Here is an 18,632-nt window from a genome sequence, read left to right as displayed (position 1 = left end):
CACCATCTTTCTAAGAATTCATTAACTGGCCAATGGCATCTAATAAGTTATGACTGTCGACAACATGAGGTTCGACGTGCGCCCACAGTGTTGGCGTTTGCGAATCTTTGAGACCATTTCCCGTTAAAATGACGACAATATCTCCATGAGGCAGTCTTCCCTGATGATACAAGGCCTTGAGACCTGCATAAGCGGCAGCAGAAGCTGGTTCAACAAACACTCCGCCGTGGGCTAGTTCTTCCTGGGCCTGCAAGATCGAAGAGTCCGCTACAGAGTAAAATGAGCCACGAGATTCTTGGACAGCTTCTTTGGCTAAATGAGCACTGGCCGGCCGCCCAATGCGGATGGCTGAAGCCACGGTGTTAACGTTATCGAGTTCATGACCTTGGACTAACGGATCCGCACCTTGGGCTTGTATGCCGAACATTTGCGGGATTCCTTCATTACGGCGGCGGAATCCGTGAAAATATGCTGAGATATTGCCTGCGTTACCGACAGGTAACACTAAAGCTTGGGGACAATGGCCTAGATCATCAAGAATTTCATATGCACCTGTTTCTTGCCCTCGAAGACGCCAAGGGTTAACGGAATTAACTAAAGCGATCCACGACTCTTGTTCGGCGACTTCTCGCACAGCGTTCAATGCCTGGTCGAAATTGCCTTCGATGGCCAAAATTGTGGCACCGTATGCACTGGCCTGAATCATTTTGGGCAAGGCTACTTGGCCGTTGGGAATCACCACGAACGCTTTGAGACCGGCTCGACCAGCATAAGCCGCGGCAGATGCTGCGGTGTTTCCAGTGGATGCACAAATCACCGCTTTGGCTCCAGCGTATCGGGCCTGACTAACTGCAACCGTCATGCCACGATCCTTAAAAGATCCGGTAGGATTACATCCTTCGAGTTTTAGCCAGATTCGCGACGAATCCCATGTCGCCCAGTGAACCATTGGGGTATTGCCTTCTCCGATTGTTACTGGCTCTAAGTCGGGTAGACCTAACCAATCATGATAACGATTAATCAATCCTATATGCATAATGGGCACACTCCTGAGAAAGATTGTAAACATGCTAGCATAGGTAACGCCTAGTGCTCAACCATTTTGAGAATTTGTTCAACTTGATAATATGATTGAAAACACATCCACAAAAGACGTACAAGGAAGCTTGTGCCCGGAATTAAAAATTAGAGATAGGAGGGAAAAATAGAAAATTAGAAAGCAGTTAAAACCGAAAACACGCGCGATCTGGCAGATCATATGTAACCCCATTCTCTGCGCTTCCAAATAACAGAGAAGTCACAGAGAATGGAGAATGTCATAAATCTAACCTAATAGAACTTGAAGCGATTCCTGGGTCAGGCGTTTGCCAACAAGAAATGGGCCAAAGTCAGCGAAGCGTGCACTGGCTTCATCGAATCGCATTTCATAGATAAGTTTTTTAAAATCTAACATGTCATTAGCATACAGTGTGACACCCCATTCCCAGTCATCAAGCCCTTGGGAACCGGTTATGATTTGGGTAACACGGTCGGCATACTTATGACCTAAGATGCCATGTCCCTTCATTTTTTCCCGGCGTTCGTCTTTGCTCAGCATATACCAGTTATCCTGGCCTTCTCGCCGCTTATTCATGGGATAAAAACACACATACTGTGTTTTCGGCAAAATAGGGTAAAGACGCTCTTTAGTCCCTGGCAACGCCAAGGGATCAACTTGTCCTTTAACAAGATACTTACTTAATTCTACTACTGAGAAATAAGAATACGGTTTGGTAAAAAAGCGACTCATGGGCGATTTGTCAATGTCCAACTCGGCTTGAAGCAGTTCGTCAACGGTTGGACGAAAATTGGCAAATAACAGATCCGCTTTGTGTCCAATAATGTGGTAGATGCCTGTACTGCCCTCTCCAGATTCTTCCACGGCTGTCCATTGGTTTAGGATTTTCATTAATGACGAAATTGCATCTTCCCGTTCTGATGACGTGCAGGAATTCCATAAGGGCCAGTTTATCTGGCGAAAATCGTGCAAGGCATACCAGCCTTCGATCGTTTCGATTGCATCTGCCATGTTCGTCGCCTCCGCTATCATATCGCCAGTAGTATACCACACCAATCCCCCCACATTGCTGATTCCAATTTGCTATACTGATTCCAAGAAATTGGAAGGGAGGACGACCTGGAGAACTTTAAGAACGGGTCAACTAAAAATGGCGGAATATTCCGATCTGCCCCAAGATGCGTTGTCGCGGTTACAACAGGAACCTGATCATTTCGTATTTACCAGTGATCTATCGGTAAACGAGTTCATTTTGGTTGAAGAAGCAGGATTTACCCCTCTAGGCATGGTTATGGGATCATCTATTTACCACATAGGTTATCAGCAGGCCAATTGGACAAAGAACCAGGAAATGACAGTTTTATCGCAAGCCATGTACAATGCCCGTGAACTCGCCATGACCCGCATGGAGGAAGAGGCCGATGCGCTCAAAGCGGATGGAATTATTGGTGTACGTCTACAAGTCAGTCACCGGGAATGGGGACAACATATTGCAGAATTTGTCGCAATTGGGACGGCTGTCAAAGCCAAGGATGGGTCAAGCCACCGCACAATTAAAGGAAAACCCTTTACCTCCGATCTTTCAGGACAAGATTTTTATTTATTAATGCAAGCTGGATACCGGCCCGTCAGCTTGGTTATGGGCTCTTGTGTGTATCATGTTGCCCATCAAGGAACGTTGGCGACAATACGACAGTTAGGACAAAACCGGGAGTTACTTCCATACACTCAAGGACTTTATGATGCAAGGGAACGTGCCATGGAGCGCATGCAAACGGAAGCAGCAGAACTAAAAGCGCAGGGCATTGTAGGCGTTCATCTCCACGAAAACAATCATAGTTGGGATTCGCATATTCTTGAATTTTTTGCTGTAGGGACGGCTGTTGTGAAGTTTCAGGATAGTGTTATGACGCCACCGAACCTGGTTTTGCCCATGAATGATAATACAACCGATTAAGGTGTTCCCCGGAGAAGGGAGATGGTCTTTATGCCTTTTTTTCGCAGGCCCTCTAAGCCACAAGACGGGCCACGGACGTCTTTGACGAATAAAGTCTATGAAAGCCAACGACCAGAAGAGATGCAAGCTGATCTACAGGCATTAGAATCTGGTGATTTACCCAATAAAGCCAAAGTACGTTTACACCGTACTATATCGGGCGAATTGCCGTGGATGAGTACTTATTCGACACCAGATTTTTTCTTGGTAGAGCATCTCCGGATTGAACCCCTTGTTCAAGTGAGTGGGGCTTGTTATTTTCATGCCGCGACAGATAGTCAAGGGCACATCTTTCTTGACAGCAATTTAGATGCCACGAACCTAGTACGAGCTTATTACCGGGCCAAGGATGAGGCGATTGATCGCTTAATTCAAGAGGCAACCGCGGTTGGAGCGCATGCCGTACTCAATGCCCGTTACCGCTTTCAACGGGATGAAACCGTGGTCTCTTTCACCATACTCGGCACCGCTGTGCGTTTTATGGGACTGAATCCACCGGTGAAACCCTTGGTCAGTCCGCTGAGTGGGGAAGACACTTATAAATTACTCCAGCGGGGATGGTTGCCAGTCAACATTGCTTTAGGCTATCACTGGCATTGTATGCCGGTAGGATTTTCCACGAAATATGGTATTGCGCAAAGTTGGTATAACCAAGAATTGACAGACATAAGCAATAGGTTTATGCAAAGCCGGGATCTAGCGCTGCAAAAAATGCGGCAGGACGGAGCGCGTCATTATCCTGTATCGGGTTTTGTGGGGGTCAAGATTGATTATTCGGTAGAGGAAACGGAGATTATTTTTGTGCGGAATGGGTTGTTCGACAATGGACTGACTATTGATGGAACCTTTTATCCCTATGATGATATGGGAAGAGCAGAAGTGCCAGCGTTTAATACAGAATTCTTTGCAACAGGGGCGAGCATTGTTCGTCTCAGCACGGGACAAGTGACCAAATCCGATATCGCAAAGTATTTGTTGTTAAATTAATTGAGGTTGGCCCTATTGGATAGTGTCGCCGCGACTCCGACCAATGGTTCGTCGGGATTGCCGGAGGCTCTCAAACGATATTATTCATTAAGATCACAATGCAGAGCTTCAATGGTCTCGAACTATCCTCTATCTGTTCTGTGGAGGATTGGTGGGTTAGCGCAAGCATCCCCGTCAAATCGTTTTTTTATCACTGATCTACAAGAGGATTTTCTTGGCGAAACACCTGCAAGCCCCGGCCTGTAGGCCGGGATCGTTGACAGGCGATTTTTATCGTTCAACAGGGCCTTTCCAGTTATTCATGCCGCCCGACAAGTTGAACACTTTGGTGTATCCGGCTTGTTGTAGCATCTCGCAGGCGCGTGCAGACCGGTTGCCGCTTTGACACACCACAACAACTGTGTGCGATTTACTCACTTCTTTTAAGCGGTGGACTAACTGACTCAGTGGGATGTGCCGTGCCCGGGGGATATGTCCCTGTTTGTATTCGCTCGATTCACGAACGTCAACCACGATGGCCTGTCCGTTCCGCGCCATGCTTTCGACCCGTTCGGGTGATAAGTGGTGAACCAATTTCATCCTCCTCACAAATCAAAACATTGAACTTGTGTATAACAAAATTGTATCAATGAACAAATTCACTGGCAATAAGCCAAAGCTATCTGAAAACGGTTCCGATATAAGCACAACGCCAGCGATTTCAGTATACTGAGGAAGGGGAAGAGAGTAAGACTTATCCCTTGCGTAAATTTTCTCAATTTTGTGATGGAAGAGGAGGATGCATGTGCGCCTATTAAATTTTATTGGCGGGCAATGGTCTGAACCCGTTAATGGGCAATATCATAATGACTATAATCCGGCAACTGGCGAAGTGCTTGTGGAAGTACCGCGGTCTTCACGAGAGGATGTCAATCGTGCTGTGGCTGCAGCAAAAGAGGCATTTCAATCGTGGCGACTGGTTCCGGCTCCTAAACGGGGTGAAATATTATTTCGCGTAGGCCAATTGTTAATGGAACGCAAATCAGAACTAGCCAAGAAAATGACGCAAGAAATGGGCAAAGTCTTATTGGAAGCAGAGGGCGATGTCCAAGAAGGCATTGATATGGCATTTTACATGGCTGGTGAAGGCCGCCGGTCTTTTGGCTATACCACTCCCTCTGAGCTCCCTAATAAATTTGCGATGGCAGTCCGTGATCCTATTGGAGTGGCCGCTATTATAACTCCGTGGAATTTTCCTATGGCTATCCCAACGTGGAAAATTTTCCCTGCGCTAGTGGCCGGGAATACTGTGGTCTTCAAGCCAGCGTCAGAAACTCCGCAACTGGCTTATGAACTAGTAAAAATATTGGAAGAAGCAGGGGTTCCAGCTGGGGTTGTTAATCTTGTCTTCGGATCGGGCAGTGAAGTCGGAGAAACTTTAATCAGTCATCCCGATGTCGCTTTAATATCATTTACCGGATCGAATGAAACGGGAAGACATGTGGCGCAAGTGGCTGGATCCCAATTAAAGCGGGTATCTTTAGAATTGGGTGGGAAAAATGCCATTATTGTTCTCGATGATGCCGATTTGGATTTAGCTATCGATGGTATTATTTGGAGTGCATTCGGAACGACAGGTCAACGGTGCACGGCCTGTTCCCGACTTATTGTGCAAGAGGGGATTTATGATGTCCTGCGAGAGCGCTTAAAGGACCGAATTGCGAAGCTCAGTTTGGGATCCGGATTGGATAGCAAAACGGATGTAGGACCTTTGATAAATCGCCAGGCCGTCGAAAAAGTTCATAAATATGTTCAAATAGGACAAGACGAAGGGGCTCATTTGGAAATCGGAGGAGATGTCCCTCATGATAGTGGCTTATCGGCTGGAAATTTCTATCTTCCCACCCTATTCACTGATGTCACCATCGAAATGCGCATAGCACAAGAAGAAATTTTTGGTCCGGTGCTATCTATGATCAAAGTCAAGACGCTTGAAGAAGCTATCCAGGTCAATAACAAAGTCACATATGGGCTCAGTTCGTCTATCTTTACGCGCAATGTGAATGCCGCATTCCAAGCCATACGCGATTTAGCTACGGGGATTGTGTACATTAACGCTGGCACCATTGGCGCTGAAATCCATCTTCCTTTTGGCGGAACTCGGGGTACTGGGAATGGTCACCGCGAAGCCGGAACGGCCGCTTTAGATTTCTTCTCGGAATGGAAAGCGGTATATGTGGACTACAGTGGCAAACTTCAACGAGCTCAGATAGACGACTAAAAAACTCTCTTTTATGGCATAGACAATTTATCGGCAGTACCTTGATACTTTCTTGATACGCTAAGGAGGATTTTTATGGCAACCGCTACTAAATATATTGAACTTAAGACAGAAATTCCAGGACCTCGCTCGCAATCTGTACTAGCCCGCATCGATAAGGCGACGCCAAGGGCAACATCGGTATATGCGCCGCTTGTTATTGATAAAGCCCATGGCAGTTTGCTCACAGATATCGACGGCAACACCTTTATTGATTTAACAGGTGGCGTTGGGGTATTAAATGTCGGACATACGCATGATAAAGTGCGACAAGCCTTGCATGAGCAAGTTGACCGGTTCTTACATACGGATTTTACGGTCGTGCCTTATGAAAGTTACGTTCGGTTGGCGGAAAGGCTCAATGCGAAGTTTCCTGGTGGTGGTCCTGCTACAACGGTCTTTTTTAACTCGGGTGCTGAAGCTGTGGAAAATGCCATTAAAATTGCCCGCGCTTACACGAAGCGTAAAGGGATTATTGCATTTGAGCGGGCATTTCATGGCCGCACGTTGATGGCTATGACACTAACGAGTAAGGTTCACCCGTATAAGGCAGGTATGGGGCCTTTTGCGCCAGAAGTATATCGTGTGCCTTTTCCGTATCCCTACCGCTGTCCCTATGCCCAGGGTTCTTTGCAACATGAATGTGACGAAACCTGTTACCAGGCCATCGAACAAGCGTTGATGCTTCAAGTTGCCCCAGAAGATGTTGCTGCGGTGATTGTGGAACCCGTTCAAGGAGAAGGCGGTTTTGTGGTTCCTCCCAAGAGCTTTTTACCCTGGTTGCGAGCATTTACCGAACGTCATGGAATTCTCTTAATCGTGGATGAAGTTCAGACCGGTTTTGGCCGTACAGGAAAGTTTTTTGCCACCGAATATGCGAATATCCGCCCAGATTTGTTAACGATGGCGAAATCTATTGCCGATGGTGTGCCCTTGTCTGGGGTCATGGGCCGTGCGGAAGTCATGGACGGACCCGGAGACTCTCAGATTGGCGGAACCTATGTGGGTAATCCATTAGCTACAGCTGCTGGAAATGCGGTTTTGGATATTTTCGAGGAAGAGGATCTTCTGTCGCAAGCTGAGAAGCAAGGAGAGTATTTAATGACGCGTCTTAGCGCGATGCAAAAGAAGTATCCAGTGATTGGGGACGTTCGCGGATTAGGAGCAATGGTTGCTATTGAATTGGTGAAAGATCCCCAAACCAAGGAGCCTTACAGCGATTTGACGGCGCGTATATTAAACTATGCCTTACATCACGGTGTCATTATGCTCAAGGCTGGTATTTATGGCAACGTGATTCGGTTCCTAGCCCCCTTAAATACGCCTTTAGATATGCTAGAAGAGGCGTTAAATATTTTGGAAAAAGCATTTGAAGAAGAGGGCCAGCACTAAGGCCCTCTTCTTCCCTTCATGGGAACGAGACATGCCAACGACTCTTTTTTAGAAGTAGCAGCGAAATTGGTCAGGAAAGGATAGTCGCGAACCAATGGAGATAATAGATGTTGACGATATCGTGGCAAAAGTTGAAGATTTCTACCGAATATCGGGACTATGGACAGAAGAAGAAAGAGATGTTCAGCATGCAGTCCGCCATTTCGTTGATGAACAGATTAAACCCTTTGCCGGGCAATGGTGGCAAGCAGGCGAATTCCCCGTTTCACTGATCCCAGAATTAGGACGCCTAGGGGTATTGGGATCCAATTTACCCGAAGAATATGGGGGGAGTGCCTTATCCCCGCTTGCTTATGGACTAATCATGCAAGAATTGGAACGCGGGGATTCGGGACTCAGGTCCTTTGCTTCCGTCCAAGGAGCTTTGGCGATGTACGCAATTTATCGTTATGGTTCAGAAGAACAACGCCGTCAGTATCTCCCGGCTATGGCTTCGGGCCAAGTGATTGGATGTTTCGGCTTGACCGAACCGGACGCGGGTTCTGATCCCGCCTCAATGCTCACGAAGGCCCATCAAGTGGGCGATGACTATGTGCTTTCAGGAACTAAACGCTGGATTACTAACGGTCATTTAGCAGATATTGCGATTGTGTGGGCGAAGGATGATACTGGAACGATTCGTGGTTTTATCGTGCCGACCGATGCTCCAGGATTTTCTGCTCGGCCGATCCACACCAAAGCTTCTATGCGAATGTCTGCGACCTCCGAACTCTATTTAGATGGTGTACACGTCGATCAAAGTCTACAACTCCCACATGCTAAGGGTTTAGGGGCACCCCTTAGTTGTTTAACGCAAGCTCGCTACGGCATTGCCTGGGGAGCTATAGGGGCAGCCATGGATTGCCTAGTAGAGGCTGCGACTTATGCCAAAACTCGTGTGGCTTTTGGTCGCCCTATTGCCGCGACACAACTGGTGCAAGAACGCATTGTAGACATGCAAACCAGGTTAGTGAGTATGCAGTTAATGGCACGCCAACTGGGTTGGCTGTACCAAAACGGCCAACTTGATTATGCCCATGTCTCGTTGGCGAAGCGACACAATGCCCGGGCCGCCTTGGAAATTGCCCGAATGTCTCGGGAATTACTAGGCGGAAATGGTATTAGTACAGATTATGCCTCAATTCGTCACATGGCGAACTTGGAAACCGTGGATACGTATGAGGGAACCTATGAGATTCACACGTTGATTGTTGGCCGAAATCTTCTTGGTGAAGAGGCGTTTTAGGGAAATTCCTCGTATTGGCTCCTCAGAATAATGGCATCAGGTCCCGCTTTTTGTTAAGGTAAGGAGAGAATTCCATGAAAAAAGAGGGACTTTTGATGCCAAATGCAATGGAGCCAGGGAGACGATATCAAACTGGCAAACATCTAGAAGCATTTATATTACTGTTTATATATCAACAACCCATGCACGGGGGGGCCATTTTAAAACGGCTACAAGATGAATTGCCCCCTGTATGGATTATCGATAGTGGTGGAGTTTACCGACTATTGCGTGATTTAGAAAATCAAGGGGCGGTATCGTCATCATGGATTACAGAGGATCAGGGAGCCCCCAAACGGTTTTACCGGATTACTGATGAAGGAATTGAACGGCTAAAACAATGGGCTGCCGAACTACGTGTGCGTCGAAATTCAATGGATTTGTTTTTAACGTGGTGGGAAGAAGCCAATAAATCTGAAGAATAATGGGCTGCGCACCGAAATTCTAAACCAATGCTCCGGTTGGTCTTCCTGTGAGCGTTCCTTGATCCTTTCGAAGGGCGATACATGCCCCTTCTTGGTCATCATTCAAGAAGGGGCATGTGATTTGTTTTCATAACAATTGTATGGTTAAGTCATGCGAAGATGGAGGGAACAAGGCATCGAGGCGCTTTTCATCATCAGGTGATAAGTTCAGGGTTAAGGCAGAAAGATTGGCTAGTAAATGGTCATGTTGAGACGTTTTGGGAATTGCGATGACTTCCCTTTGGCGGATCACCCATGCTAACGCGATGACGTGTTCAGTCGTGTGATAGTCTCTGGCCAGTGCGTGTAGAAGACGACGTTGAGGACCATTAGGATCTAATGCATTTAAATGTTTTATAGGGGAATAAGCCATGACTGTAATATTGTGGTCTTGACAATACGGTATAACAGTGAGTTCTGCCGCCCGGGCTGTTAGTGAATATTCGACCTGATTGGCGACGAGGGGAATGTCCCCCAAGAATTGTTGGGCTTGTTTTAATAAATCAACATTGAAATTACTTACGCCTAGGGATTTTGTCCAACCTTTTTCATAAACCGTAGCCATGGCGCGCATTGTTTCTTGGAGTGGATATTGTTTGCTGGGCCAGTGCAGGAGGAATAAATCCACATAAGAGGTATTTAAGCGGTCCAATGAATTTTTAAGCGAGGTAATAACGCCCTCATAATCTGCGTGCGTGGGCCATACTTTCGTGACGACAAATACGTCATGCCGGTACGGTTGTATAGCCTGGCCAACCACTCGTTCTGCGCCACCATCAGCGTACATGGCGGCTGTATCGATGACGCGCAAGTTCTGCTGGATTCCTTCTTGGAGCATTTTGACCTCATGCGTAAACAAATTCGGGTCAACACCCATGCGCCATGTGCCTTGTCCCAAGGCTGGATAAGTGACATTGGTGCCAAAACTCACGACTTGCATAATTCCCTCCATTTATTATTTCTTTGTCTTGCTTCTTTCCTACGATTCGGGAATAAAAAACGCATAATGCATAGAAGCTTGTTTACAGTATAGCAAAGGCTTCCGAATATTCTCGTTCTGCGTGCCAAAACCGACCCATAAGTTCCTACGAAAGATGGAAAGCTTCTCTGTCAATGGTAAAATAGCTACCAGGAGGGGCTTGTAGGTGAAAATCTTAGTTGCTGTCGATTCATTTAAAGGATCGCTGTCTTCTCTGGACGCTGGTCGTGCCATTGCCAGTGGGCTCCTAGAAGTCTTTCCGTCTTGGGATATTCGTGTTCTTCCTGTCGCCGATGGAGGAGAAGGGACTGCTGCCGTGGCTCAGTTCTTGGGTGGGAAAATTATCCCGGCAGAATGTCAGGATATTTATGGTCGATTACACGCCGGATATTGGGTTTTATGGAACGATACGGCGATTATCGAGGTTGCTGTTGCTTCAGGATTTGTAACTCCGGATAAGCGACTACGAGATGGTGATGCGACGACCAGTTATGGAACGGGACAACTAATCCGCCAGGCTCTCAGTCATCCTGACGTAAGCCGGGTGATCGTGGCCTTGGGGGGAAGTGGCAGTACCGATGGCGGCATGGGACTCATGGCTGCTCTAGACTGCGATTTTTTTGATCAAGATCATAATCCCGTAAAACCGCTAGGTCGTTATCTCGGCCGCGTAATGGAGGCTAGAATCCAGCCCATCACAAAACCGCTAATTGGATTGACGGATGTTAATGTTCCTCTTACCGGAACGAATGGGGCCGTCATGATGTTTGGACCCCAAAAAGGGGTTCCCTCTCAGCGCCTCAATTCATTAGACCAAGATATGGCTCACTTCGCGCAAATTGTCCAGGGACCCAATCATCATTGGGATGACATTCCGGGGGCAGGCAGTGCTGGAGGCATGGGATTTGCTATATTGGCCTTGGGAGGAATTCTTCAGTCCGGGGCTGAAGTGGTGGCCAATTGGGTTTCGCTTGATGAGTGGATAAATTGGGCCGACTGGATTATAACCGGTGAGGGTAAACTCGATTCACAAACGTTGCAAGGGAAATTAGTCAATATAGTGACCGAACGTAGTCATTTGCAAAATAAACCCGTGGTGGCCATTGTCGGAAGTCGAGCAGGACGAGTTGAGGATTTGTACAAAAAAGGCGTCCGATTGATCTATCCTATAGTTCCGGGACCTCTGTCGCTAGACGAGGCGATGACCAATGCTCGATGCTATATGCGAGACGCTGCGATACACGTTGGATTTACTTTGGAACAGTGCCATCCGTGATTTTATGCAAAACCCGTGACTGTTCCCAAGGAGGTCATTTGCTCATGGCTGATGAAACGTTTGCGATTATTGTTGAAGGAAAAAATGATCGTTCACGGCTGCAAGCTGTTCTTCCCCCTGAAATTCCCATTATCCCGACATTTGGAATTCCGAATCAGGATCGTTTGGAGCGGATTCGCAAAGCGGTTAAACACCATACAGTTGTGATCTTTACGGATGCGGATGCGGCTGGCCGGCGCATTCGCCGGATATTGCGTGAGGCTTTTCCAGATGCCCTGAACGTTTACACAAAACCTGGTTATAATGGAGTGGAACATACTCCGGTCGATTACATTATGGAGCGTTTTAAGCGATTGGGTATACTCGAATGGGATTAAAATTACGTGCAACCGGATGAGGGAGAGTCTATTGGAACAAGCAATTTGGACGATTAGTACGCAAAATGACTTTTTACGAATGAGGACAACACGGGTCAAATCATTTACTGATGAGGTCAGGCAATTATTTACCGATTTGTTTGATACCTGGCCGACGGTCGCTGCCTATGGTATTGCCGCACCACAAATTGGTTCTCCCAGACGCGTTTTTATATGGAAGGGCATCACAATGCAAGATCCGGAGATTATAATCAATCCCAAAATCATTCGAGCACGAGGCGAACTGAAAGATTATGATGGATGTCTTAGTGTACCAGGGATTTATGGTCCGACGCGGAGAGCAGAATACATTGAACTTTCCGGGACGGATATTAATGGGCAGCCATGGCGCCGGGGATTTGAGGGATTTGATGCTCGCATTATCCAACATGAAGTCGATCATTTAGAGGGCGTCTTGTTTATCGATCGGATTGATTCCTTGGATGATCTCTATACCTTGGAAGAGCTCAGCGAACGGGGCAAAGATGGTCAACCACAATATGAAAAGAAACCTCTCACTGACGATTTGCGGCATTTCATTGAAAGTCGTCGGCGGCCCTTGCCAGGTCATGCGTTGATTTGGTAAGTTTGAAATTTTTCGTTGGCTCCTCTCATCCTATGGACAGATTTTCACCGCACAATGCCATGGTAGCGACTTACCACACTAATGGTCCGTTACCGTGCCAGGACCAGGATTGACCATACGAAAAGGTCTCTCTTATGTCCTCACTGCTAGGTGGTTGTGGGGAGAGAAATTTCAAAAAAGTCAGGATAACGCAGGGGCAATATGAGCGGAAGAGGTTTGGAGATTTCCGTGTGCTGCATATCATGGTCATGAGGTCTCATGTGTAGGAGAATTCGGTATGGGCATCAAGTCATTAGCGGGACAATTGGATCGGCATCATCTAACGGAGGGCTATCCTGCCCTAGAGGAGCATGCATTACAAGAATTAATCCACGACCTCGAGCGATTTTTAGAACCGCAGCAAATAATTGTGGATTATGACCAACGCATAGCATTCAGTTATGATGCGACGGGTGAACGTTATGTGCCAGACTTAGTGGTCTTTGCCAAGACGGACAACGACGTCGAACAGGTGATGCGAGCATGTGACAAACATCATATTTATGTTATCCCCCGGGGCTCTTCATCCAACTTAAGTGGAGGCACTACTCCCATATTAGGGGGAGTAGTTCTCACTTTAACAGCTCAACGGGACATCTTAGAAATTGATACGGTGAGCCGTGAGGTCAGAATGAAACCGGGTGTTGTCAATTGGGACTTGCAGCAGGTCCTAAAGCCCCTAGGATTTTTCTATCCCCCGGATCCAGCAAGTCATAAAATTGCCACATTGGGTGGCAATGTCGCTGAAAATTCTGGAGGACCTCATTGCGTCAAATATGGTGTAACGACCAATCACGTGGTTCAACTGCAAGTCGTTTTAGCCGATGGGACCAAACTGTGGACACCTACGGCCCGGGATTACCGTACTGATTTAGATTTTACCGGTATTTTGGTCGGATCAGAAGGTACTATGGCGATCTTCACGGAGATTGTCGCCGCCATTTGGCCCCAACCGGAAACCATTAAGACAATGTTAGGTGTTTTTTCATCGGTGGAACAAGCCCTTGATACGGTATCTGCCTTAATTGCTCAGCAAATCGTTCCGGCTACCTTGGAATTATTAGATAAAAAATCTTTGCAGCTCGTGGAGTCGTTTGTGCATGCGGGCTACCCTGTTGAAGCCGGAGCCGTGTTGCTCATCGAGGTGGACGGACCGTCAAATGATGTATTGGAAAAAGTGGCGAGCATTCAGGAGATTGTTCAGCAACAGGGGGCAACAGATTTTCGCATCGCTACCACCGATTTAGAAGCGGATGCTTTGTGGCGAGGTCGACGTTCTCACTACGGCGCGGCAGCCCGTTTGGCGCCGCATTTGTGGATACAGGATGTTACGGTACCAAGACCCCTGTTGGCGGCCATGATGCAAGACGTGCTGGAAATTGGCCATCGTTATGGCTTTGATATCTTTTGCTCCGCTCACGCGGGAGACGGTAATCTGCACCCGATCATTACTTATAATCCGGCTAACCCGGAAGAATTACAGCGTTTAAAAGAGACCGACCGGGCGATACTTCAAGCCTGTGTTGCTCGGGGTGGAGCCATTACGGGGGAACATGGGGTAGGTATTGATAAGCTGGAAAATATGGACCTGATGTATGGTCCAAAAGAGCGGCAGATTATGGCTCAGATTAAAAGAGCCTTCGATCCTAAGGAATTGCTGAACCCTTTGAAAGTGGTCTTGGCACCAAAAACCGTTACCGGGGATAGGCCAGAGTTAACAGAAGCGATACCAAGATCGAGCATATGGACACCAGGGAGCGCCGAGGATCTCCAAGATGCGATTAGAACCGCCATTGGTAAGCATTTCCGGGTCTCTATAGGAGGAGGTTTTCAAAGGTGGCCGGTGGTCGGGGGAGCTCCGGATACTCACATCGAAATGACCGCATTGAATCAACTTGTGGATTTCGACCGGGATAATTTGACCCTCGAGGTCGAAGCGGGATTTGCCGCGGCCAAGCTCTTGGCGTTATTGCATCAACAGGGTTTAGACGTTCCTTTGTTGCCCTATACCGGAGAAGACACGGTAGGTGGGTTAATCGCCTCCAATGCACGGAATTGGCGGAATAGTTTTCTGTTCGGGTGGCGCGATGTTGTCCTTGGGGTGGAATGGGTGGACGGGCGCGGTGACGTGCTACGGTTTGGACGGAAAACCATGAAAAATGTTGCAGGGTACGATGTTACCAAGTTAGCTATTGGATCATGGGGAACCTTAGGAGCCATCTCCAAAGTCATCTTACGATTGCGCCCCTATCCAAAACACCGGCTCTTCGGATATGTGTCGCACAGCGATGCTCAAACGCTACTGAAGATGAGTCTCGACTTAAGTGGTCATTATAATCGGCCGGAAGGGATGGTTCTCACCCATTGGCGGGATGAAGACCCCTGTTTATGGCTTTCTCATCAGGCTTCGGGATTTCACGCCACGGAAAGTTTGGTGGAAAGCTTATGTAAAAAATTAGGTGTTCACGTTACATGGGTTGACGAAGAGCTATGGAAACAATGGGAGCAGAAGCGACAAGAGTTAATCCATTGGGCCTTAAACCATGGTATTTATGGTGAAGGGGGCCTGAAAGTGTCTCGGCTTGAATCTCTTGTGCAGGGACTAGAGGGAAACCACGATGTTTTGTCGTGGATTGTCTATCCCGGAAGTGGAGCTTTTGAAATCTACGGCAAATCTTCGTTCCGGTCGGATGTTCTCGGCTTACAGCGGGTTGTAGGATCGGGTCGTTACTGGGAAAAACCTGTAGAAGCAGCGTGGCAAGCGATTCGTAAGAGACTAGAGCAGGTATTTGATCCATACGAAGTGTTTTCGAAAATTCATGAATAGGGGGAAATGACAATCGACGCCCAGCCATCGTGGATGATTGCGACTGAGGATATAGAGCATTGTAATAAGTGCGGGTTTTGTTTGCCAGTTTGTCCGACCTATCAATTAACGAGTAACGAACTGCAATCGCCCCGCGGAAGGATTGCCATGATTGAAGCGGCGATTCAGGGTGAAATTGCCATTGGTGAGGGTTTGGATGACTCTTTAAGTCATTGTTTAGATTGCCGGGCGTGTGAAACAGCTTGCCCGTCGGGAGTTCGCTATCACAGAATTTTGGAGACAGGTCGGGATATGTTGCGATCAGCATCTCACAGTAAACAAAGATCGCAGCTGTCCTTTGCCACGAGACAAATCCTAAAACTTGTGAAAAAGCCACAATGGTTGCGCGGTGTGGTGCGTGTGGGAAACCGGTTTAAAAAGATTTCGCTTCCTAAACCATTAGAGTCGTTGAAGCCTTTTTTAGGATACACCGAACAACAGATAGCAAAGGTTACGCTCTCGTCATCCACGGCAACATTCGCGGTCGAATTTTTTGAAGGCTGTATTATGTCGGCACAATTTGCCGATGCCAATCAGGCGGCGAAAAATTTGTTGGCGCGTGGTGGCATACAAAGTGATAGCCCTGCCCAGCAAGGTTGTTGTGGAGCGCTTCATCTACACAGTGGATACGCCGAAGAAGCCAAAGCGATGGCTCGTCAGAATATCGATGTTTTTTTGCATAGTGAAAAACTTATTGTAAATACGGCGGGGGGCTGTGGGGCGATGCTTATGCAGTACGGTGAATTGCTCGCCGATGATCCGAAGTACGCTGACAAAGCACGCCAGTTTAGCGCACGCGTTCGGGATTGGGCGACGGTCTTTAACCGGGTGCAACACAAGGTGCCCTTAAGAGGAAGCGGGAAGCGGGTGACCCTTCAGAATTCCTGTCATTTAGTAAACGTTGAACATGCGGGACAGGATACGGTGGACCTCCTGAAGGGTGTCACAGGAGATCTCTTTGTGCCGTACAGTGGTCAAGATAGCTGTTGTGGATCGGCTGGGACGTACAATATTGAGCAAAGAGAATGGGCCATGAGTATTCTCGAACAAAAAATGATAATTCTTGCAGATATGCAACCTGACCTTATTATTGTCAACAATCCCGGATGTCATTTTCAGATGCGCTGGGGAGTGCAGCGCTATGATTGGGATGCCGATAGGGTTCAGCATCTGGCCGTCTATTTGGAACGTGCTGCACAGCGTGCTGAACGCATGTTGGATCAAGGAGAATGTGTGGATGCCTAGACCCAAACCGCCCTCACGACCCGTTAAAATTTCTGATTTGCATGGGCACTTCCACGAATTTTCTCCCCAAGAAATTCACTTTCGTCCTGCGGCATATGGCCTTCTTGTCCAGAACCAGCAGATTTTGTTGTCCCTATCCCGGTTCAGTGGAAAATGGGATTTGCCGGGTGGGGGCATTGAACCCTGGGAAACGCTAGAAGCCGGACTCACACGCGAGTTCTTTGAAGAAACGGGTCTTGTGGTGAATGTTCAACAATTTCTTGGCTTGCGGGAAAGCTTTATTGCATTTTTTCGTTACCCGTTTCATTCGTTGCGTTTTTACTATCAAGTGGAGAATACGTCTTCGTCGTCTCAGGAGTTAAAACCCGAGAACCATGAGCTATTAGATTTGAAATGGTGGCCTCTTAATCAGATTCCTTTGGGTCAAATGAATGCAGATGACATCAGTATTATCCAACACTATCTTCAAGGACAAAATCCTGGTAAACCGGTGACGAATTAAGCTTGTCCAGGATGTTGAAATGTTCCCAGTTTTCAACACAGAAATAGTGCCAACTCATGAACACCGGAACAAAATTAAGAAAGCCATGGTCACTGGCCGATTTGTCAGACCAAGCAACACGAGAAACGGTTTGTCGGTGCAATGAAGTTCTCGAAATGAGCTAACAAAGAGAGTTTATCTCAAGCCATCCATAGTGTTGTGGATTAAGAAAGTGGGTCGTTAAGCGGGCCACCATCCATTAGCCTGGTGAAAAAATCTTGAGGATGTGCCTGAGGGCCAATCGGGATTCCCAAGCTTCAAAAAAGGATAATCGTGACGTGAAAGCATTTTCCGAAGAACAACAGACTATCGAACGCCAGCGTATTAAAGTTCGGCCCCTTAAGTGGATGAAATTAAACGAAATTGGTTATATTCCCGTTGGTGCAATAGTGACGGAGGGCACTATATCACAAAAAGCAGATCAAAACTATCTTAGTATAACAGGACAGGTGCTAGAATCTTTTTCCTTTACCACCGAAATGTCGGGGAATAGGGGGAGACTTGGGGCTCTAAAATTTTGTCATTAGGAGTTGCGGTGAGGTATTTAGTGAATAAAGCTTCCGCTGTTCGCTAAATAGAGAAGAACGATGTTTTGACGAGAAGGCTCACAGATCAAAAGAAAAGAGGTGAACATCCTGCTACTAAACCGGAAGGAACATTGACAAAAATGTGCTAAGAGTATAAAAACTCTACGGTCGTTTAGTCAATATGAGAGAAGCGTATCACGCCTTTGTGGTGAGTGAAGTGTCGAAAACCCTGACAGCGTTTATCACTACCAAAAACCGATATATTACGGCTCTGATCACTTACCGCCATTGGAATAGGTCGAGAGCGAAGCAAGGATTCTATTAAATCACCAGGGCAAAACTCGGCCTTAAGTTGTGGCAAGTCTCTAGGTTCTATCCTGCCAGTAAATAGTGTTCTCGCTGTCGGCATACGAACGTGAAAATCTCAGTGGCGGAAAGGATCATGGCCTGTGAATCCTATGGGGTGGTGATTGACCATGATTTCAATAAAGCCATTACGCTTGAACGAGCGACGGAATATCTCGTCCTCACCTCACTAGGTAGTCTACGGGTGCTTAGCTTAGAACTTACGCCTGGGGAGTGCCGCGTCGACCGTAGTGGTGCTCTTTTTGGAAGGCGGGACACGTTGAAGCAGGCAA

The 18,632-nt window shown here is 47.3% G+C and carries 16 protein-coding genes; 12 read left to right on the top strand and 4 right to left on the bottom strand.

Annotated elements, in window-relative coordinates; translation table 11 throughout:
* Positions 1-10: 10 nt before the first annotated feature.
* Complete coding sequence (thrC, locus tag B8987_RS16750) at positions 11-1,036, bottom strand: threonine synthase (protein WP_020374777.1); 1,026 nt, start codon at positions 1,034-1,036, stop codon at positions 11-13.
* Between the two features lie 288 nt (positions 1,037-1,324).
* Positions 1,325-2,068: a hydrogen peroxide-dependent heme synthase gene (hemQ, locus tag B8987_RS16745; protein ID WP_020374778.1), complete on the bottom strand. Its 744-nt coding sequence runs from the start codon at positions 2,066-2,068 to the stop codon at positions 1,325-1,327.
* A 139-nt stretch (positions 2,069-2,207) separates the two neighbouring features.
* On the opposite strand from hemQ, the gene B8987_RS16740 reads away from it, so the two are divergent.
* A complete protein-coding gene (locus B8987_RS16740) occupies positions 2,208-3,014 on the top strand; it encodes a heavy metal-binding domain-containing protein (protein ID WP_020374779.1) in 807 nt (268 codons plus the stop codon).
* Positions 3,015-3,044: 30 nt separating this feature from the next.
* Positions 3,045-4,040 (top strand): heavy metal-binding domain-containing protein, encoded by a 996-nt coding sequence (locus B8987_RS16735; protein WP_020374780.1) that lies wholly within the window; start codon positions 3,045-3,047, stop codon positions 4,038-4,040.
* A 270-nt stretch (positions 4,041-4,310) separates the two neighbouring features.
* Here the strand turns inward: B8987_RS16735 and B8987_RS16730 are convergent, their stop codons facing one another.
* Complete coding sequence (locus B8987_RS16730; RefSeq protein WP_020374781.1) at positions 4,311-4,619, bottom strand: rhodanese-like domain-containing protein; 309 nt, start codon at positions 4,617-4,619, stop codon at positions 4,311-4,313.
* 205 nt (positions 4,620-4,824) lie between these two features.
* Here B8987_RS16730 and B8987_RS16725 point away from each other — a divergent pair, with 205 nt between their 5' ends.
* From B8987_RS16725 to B8987_RS16710, 4 genes are all read left to right on the top strand, one after another.
* Positions 4,825-6,300, top strand: a complete 1,476-nt coding sequence (locus B8987_RS16725; RefSeq protein ID WP_020374782.1) for an aldehyde dehydrogenase family protein — start codon at positions 4,825-4,827, stop codon at positions 6,298-6,300.
* Between the two features lie 75 nt (positions 6,301-6,375).
* Positions 6,376-7,731, top strand: a complete 1,356-nt coding sequence (gene gabT, locus B8987_RS16720; protein ID WP_020374783.1) for a 4-aminobutyrate--2-oxoglutarate transaminase — start codon at positions 6,376-6,378, stop codon at positions 7,729-7,731.
* Positions 7,732-7,825: 94 nt separating this feature from the next.
* The gene (locus B8987_RS16715) at positions 7,826-9,016 is read left to right on the top strand and encodes an acyl-CoA dehydrogenase family protein (RefSeq protein ID WP_020374784.1); all 1,191 of its coding nucleotides are present in this window, start codon (positions 7,826-7,828) and stop codon (positions 9,014-9,016) included.
* A gap of 74 nt (positions 9,017-9,090) precedes the next feature.
* Positions 9,091-9,480, top strand: a complete 390-nt coding sequence (locus tag B8987_RS16710; protein WP_020374785.1) for a PadR family transcriptional regulator — start codon at positions 9,091-9,093, stop codon at positions 9,478-9,480.
* A 127-nt stretch (positions 9,481-9,607) separates the two neighbouring features.
* On the opposite strand, the gene B8987_RS16705 is transcribed toward B8987_RS16710, so the two are convergent.
* Positions 9,608-10,459, bottom strand: a complete 852-nt coding sequence (locus B8987_RS16705; RefSeq protein ID WP_020374786.1) for an aldo/keto reductase — start codon at positions 10,457-10,459, stop codon at positions 9,608-9,610.
* Between the two features lie 205 nt (positions 10,460-10,664).
* Between B8987_RS16705 and B8987_RS16700 the strand changes: the two genes are divergently transcribed.
* The 6 genes from B8987_RS16700 to B8987_RS16675 all read left to right on the top strand — a co-directional run bounded on the left by B8987_RS16700 (position 10,665) and on the right by B8987_RS16675 (position 17,428).
* The gene (locus tag B8987_RS16700; RefSeq protein ID WP_051351024.1) at positions 10,665-11,774 is read left to right on the top strand and encodes a glycerate kinase; all 1,110 of its coding nucleotides are present in this window, start codon (positions 10,665-10,667) and stop codon (positions 11,772-11,774) included.
* Positions 11,775-11,818: 44 nt separating this feature from the next.
* The gene (locus tag B8987_RS16695) at positions 11,819-12,151 is read left to right on the top strand and encodes a ribonuclease M5 (RefSeq protein WP_020374788.1); all 333 of its coding nucleotides are present in this window, start codon (positions 11,819-11,821) and stop codon (positions 12,149-12,151) included.
* Between the two features lie 31 nt (positions 12,152-12,182).
* The gene (gene def / locus B8987_RS16690) at positions 12,183-12,776 is read left to right on the top strand and encodes a peptide deformylase (protein ID WP_020374789.1); all 594 of its coding nucleotides are present in this window, start codon (positions 12,183-12,185) and stop codon (positions 12,774-12,776) included.
* A 277-nt stretch (positions 12,777-13,053) separates the two neighbouring features.
* A complete protein-coding gene (locus tag B8987_RS16685; RefSeq protein WP_084661726.1) occupies positions 13,054-15,642 on the top strand; it encodes an FAD-binding oxidoreductase in 2,589 nt (862 codons plus the stop codon).
* A gap of 6 nt (positions 15,643-15,648) precedes the next feature.
* The gene (locus B8987_RS16680; RefSeq protein WP_084661725.1) at positions 15,649-16,926 is read left to right on the top strand and encodes a (Fe-S)-binding protein; all 1,278 of its coding nucleotides are present in this window, start codon (positions 15,649-15,651) and stop codon (positions 16,924-16,926) included.
* Positions 16,919-17,428 carry an NUDIX hydrolase gene (locus B8987_RS16675; protein WP_084661724.1) on the top strand — a complete coding sequence of 170 codons (510 nt, stop codon included), beginning with the start codon at positions 16,919-16,921 and terminating at the stop codon, positions 17,426-17,428. The genes B8987_RS16680 and B8987_RS16675 overlap by 8 nt, the downstream gene beginning before the upstream one ends.
* Positions 17,429-18,632 lie beyond the last annotated feature (1,204 nt).

This window comes from Sulfobacillus thermosulfidooxidans DSM 9293, from assembly GCF_900176145.1.
GTDB lineage: Bacteria > Bacillota > Sulfobacillia > Sulfobacillales > Sulfobacillaceae > Sulfobacillus > Sulfobacillus thermosulfidooxidans.
Note: the sequence above shows the minus strand (reverse complement) of the source record. Positions and strands in the feature narration are given on the sequence as shown.